At 39.1% G+C, this 3,362-nt stretch carries 3 protein-coding genes; all 3 read right to left on the minus strand.

The features are described from left to right. Positions 1–138: 138 nt before the first annotated feature. Complete coding sequence (gene ureC, locus F6K22_RS36505) at positions 139–1,908, minus strand: urease subunit alpha (RefSeq protein WP_293109568.1); 1,770 nt, start codon at positions 1,906–1,908, stop codon at positions 139–141. A 315-nt stretch (positions 1,909–2,223) separates the two neighbouring features. Next, positions 2,224–2,919 carry an urease accessory protein UreF gene (locus tag F6K22_RS36510; RefSeq protein WP_293109570.1) on the minus strand — a complete coding sequence of 232 codons (696 nt, stop codon included), beginning with the start codon at positions 2,917–2,919 and terminating at the stop codon, positions 2,224–2,226. Between the two features lie 190 nt (positions 2,920–3,109). Beyond that, the coding region (locus F6K22_RS36515) for a hypothetical protein (protein WP_293109572.1) at positions 3,110–3,362 on the minus strand (253 nt) is incomplete at its 5' end.

Raw genomic sequence — 3,362 nt, forward strand, 5'->3', positions numbered from 1 at the left:
TTTGTTTTGGATGATTATAAATATATTCTAATACTTGGTTCATTGGCCACAGCGTATATATAATTAGCTACTACAATTTTACATTAAATTTTATTTTGGAGAGGTCTAATAGCTGATAGCTGAGTGTTGAGTGCTACTTCAAAATAAAAAATAACGCTGCGCCATTGGTAAAACAGAGGCAGGTTCACAAGTTAATAGTTCACCATCTGCTCTCACTTCATAAGTTTCAGGATTTACTTCTATTTTTGGCGTTGCTGAATTAAGTTTCATATCTGCTTTACCGATATTTCGTGTATTACTAACAGCTACCGCAGGAGTCTTTAAACTGATTTGTTCCGGTATCCCAGTATCTAATGCTTCTTTAGAGACAAAGGTCAAAGAAGTGGTAGAAACTGCACCACCAAAGCTACCAAACATGGGACGCATATATACAGGTTGGGGTGTAGGAATACTAGCATTCGGGTCGCCCATTTGTGCCCAAGCGATCGCTCCACCTTTAATAACTATTTCGGGTTTAACCCCAAACATAGCAGGTTTCCAAAGGCAGATATCAGCTAGTTTTCCTACTTCAATAGAACCAACATAATCAGCAATACCGTGCATAATTGCCGGATTGATAGTATATTTTGCAATGTAGCGTTTAGCCCGAAAATTATCTGCATTCATTAGGGAGTAGGGAGTAGGGAGTAGGGAGTAGGAAGAAATAGTTGATGCTGCTACTTCCTTTGTATCGGGAGCTAAAACACCTCTTTGTACTTTCATTTTGTGAGCAGTTTGCCAAGTACGAATAATTACTTCTCCCACTCTACCCATTGCTTGAGAATCAGAAGCAATAGCGCTAAATGCTCCTAAATCGTGTAAAATATCTTCTGCTGCAATAGTTTCTTTGCGTATCCTAGATTCAGCAAAAGCTACATCTTCGGGAATGTTTTTATCAAGGTGGTGACAGACCATCAACATATCAAGATGTTCTTCTAAAGTATTGACTGTAAACGGACGAGTAGGATTAGTTGAAGAAGGTAATACATTTTTGAGGGCGCAAACTTTAATAATATCTGGTGCGTGTCCACCTCCCGCACCTTCAGTATGATAGGTATGAATTACTCGGTCTTTAAAAGCAGCGATCGTATTTTCTACAAAACCTGCTTCATTGAGGGTGTCGGTATGGATAGCTACCTGTACGTCATATTTATCGGCAACACTCAAACAAGTGTCAATGGCAGCAGGAGTTGTTCCCCAATCTTCATGGAGTTTTAAACCCATTGCTCCAGCTTTAATTTGTTCTATTAATCCTTCTGGTTTAGCACTATTTCCCTTGCCCAAAAAACCCAAATTTATCGGAAAAGCATCAGCAGCTTGTAGCATCATCCAAATATTCCACTGACCAGGAGTACAGGTCGTAGCATTAGTACCTGTAGCCGGACCTGTGCCACCTCCTATCATTGTCGTGATGCCAGAAGCGATCGCTATTTCTATTTGTTGGGGGCAAATAAAGTGAATGTGACTATCTATTCCTCCCGCCGTAATAATATGTCCTTCTCCAGCAATAACTTCAGTAGATGGACCAATAATAATATCTACTCCATCTTGAATATAAGGATTACCTGCTTTGCCGATTTTATCAATCTTGCCGTCTTTGATGCCAATATCGGCTTTGACGACCCCCCACCAATCCAGAATCAGAGCATTAGTAATTACTAAATCTACTGCACCAGCTTCACGAGATATGGGTGATTGTCCCATTCCATCACGGATTACTTTACCACCACCAAACTTTACTTCGTCACCATAAGTCGTGTAATCTCGTTCAACTTCGATAAATAATTCCGTATCTGCCAAACGAACGCGATCGCCTACTGTTGGTCCATAGGTATCAGCATAAGCGCGTCGATTCATACGATAACTCATAACTTTAATTCCTCTTTTTGTATATGTTATAGCGCTAGGGAATAGGGAATAGGGAATAGGGAATGGGGAATAGTAAACGGTCAAAGGGTTTCAGGATTTAGAAATGTCAAATGCCTTAATGAGTAGCGCTATAAAAGATGTAATTAAGGCTTCTTGATTAACTCTTAAAGCATTTACAGATAAATATTTTAGCTTTTTTCGCTTAAAATTCTCAATTCTCAATTCTAGTCTTCCTCCTACCTCCTCATAAAATTCTGAATTCTCAATTCTCAATTCTGAATTCTAGTCTCAACCATAAGACTTATTCAGCAAAGCCTAATTAGCAAACAATCTCTGAGCCAATTTGGGATGTTGCATTTGAGCAATATCAATCAAGGGAGTACAAGACCACATTTGCTCTAAATTCATCGATACAGCAGTTGACCAAACCGCTTCAATATCTGGTACTAATTGGAGTAAAACTTGCTGTGTTTGTATATGTCCTAAAATACCTAAACGAATAGCTGCTCCCAATATATTAGTAACCAAACCATGCAAAAAAGCTAATACTGCATCTCGTTCCTTTAAACCTGCTACTGAAGTAATTGCACCAAAAATAACTGGATGTAAACAGTGTATTTTCCCCTGAACAGCATCTTGATTAAGAGTTTCTAGTCGTTCGTCTTGCCAAGTAGAACTAGCTACCATTAATAACGCTCGTCCACTTTGACGCTGAGTTTCTCTATTTTTAGCGATCGCTGTTTGAATAAATAGTTGCCGATCAGCTTCTCTCACCGCCTCTATATTTCCGTTTTTACTACCCCGATAACTGTGAATTAATGCTACCACATCACTAACTCCAATTTTATTGCGCAATAATATTTGCAAGAAATACAAAATTTCTTCCCTTGACTGAATTTTTCCAGTTTGAACTAAAGTTTCTAGTCCGTGAGAAAAGGTAAAAGATCCACTTGGGAAAAAAGAATCAGATAACTGCATTAAGGCAAGTTGTTCGGGTATTTCAGTATTCATTAGAGATTAGTGAGTAGCGGACTGTTTCATCTAAAATAGTACAATAGTAGGGGCGGGTTTGTTTTGAAAATGAACGAGTTTAACCATTAGATGAAATAAACCCGCCCCCAAATAAATGCGCACACTCATTAGCTGTGTCAGTCCAGTAGGAGGAAATAATTGATACACCTTCTTGAAAACTAGACACGCGCTAGACATTTGCCATCGGTGAGTGCAAATGATTTGGTGGCTCACCCGTTTCAATGTGTACTTGCACAGAAAGTTCATGTTCCGCCCATAAACTATGGGTGAGGATACCCTCAAGGGCTTTCTTCCATTGAAAAAGTTGAGTCCTCCGAATACGATGCAGTTTAATAAAACTAGCAACTCGCCTCCAGTGACTCCAATCATGTTTGTTGACATCCTCCGGTCTCAACAAACATTTGGGGATTTTTTCTGATAAT

Source organism: Okeania sp. SIO2F4, from assembly GCF_010672385.1.
Lineage (GTDB): Bacteria > Cyanobacteriota > Cyanobacteriia > Cyanobacteriales > Microcoleaceae > Trichodesmium.

Bases quoted from the DNA above. Each gene is read 5' to 3' on its own strand.
- ureC (WP_293109568.1), bottom strand. From the start codon at position 1,908: ATGAGTTATCGTATGAATCGACGCGCTTATGCTGATACCTATGGACCA.
- F6K22_RS36510 (WP_293109570.1), bottom strand. From the start codon at position 2,919: ATGAATACTGAAATACCCGAACAACTTGCCTTAATGCAGTTATCTGAT.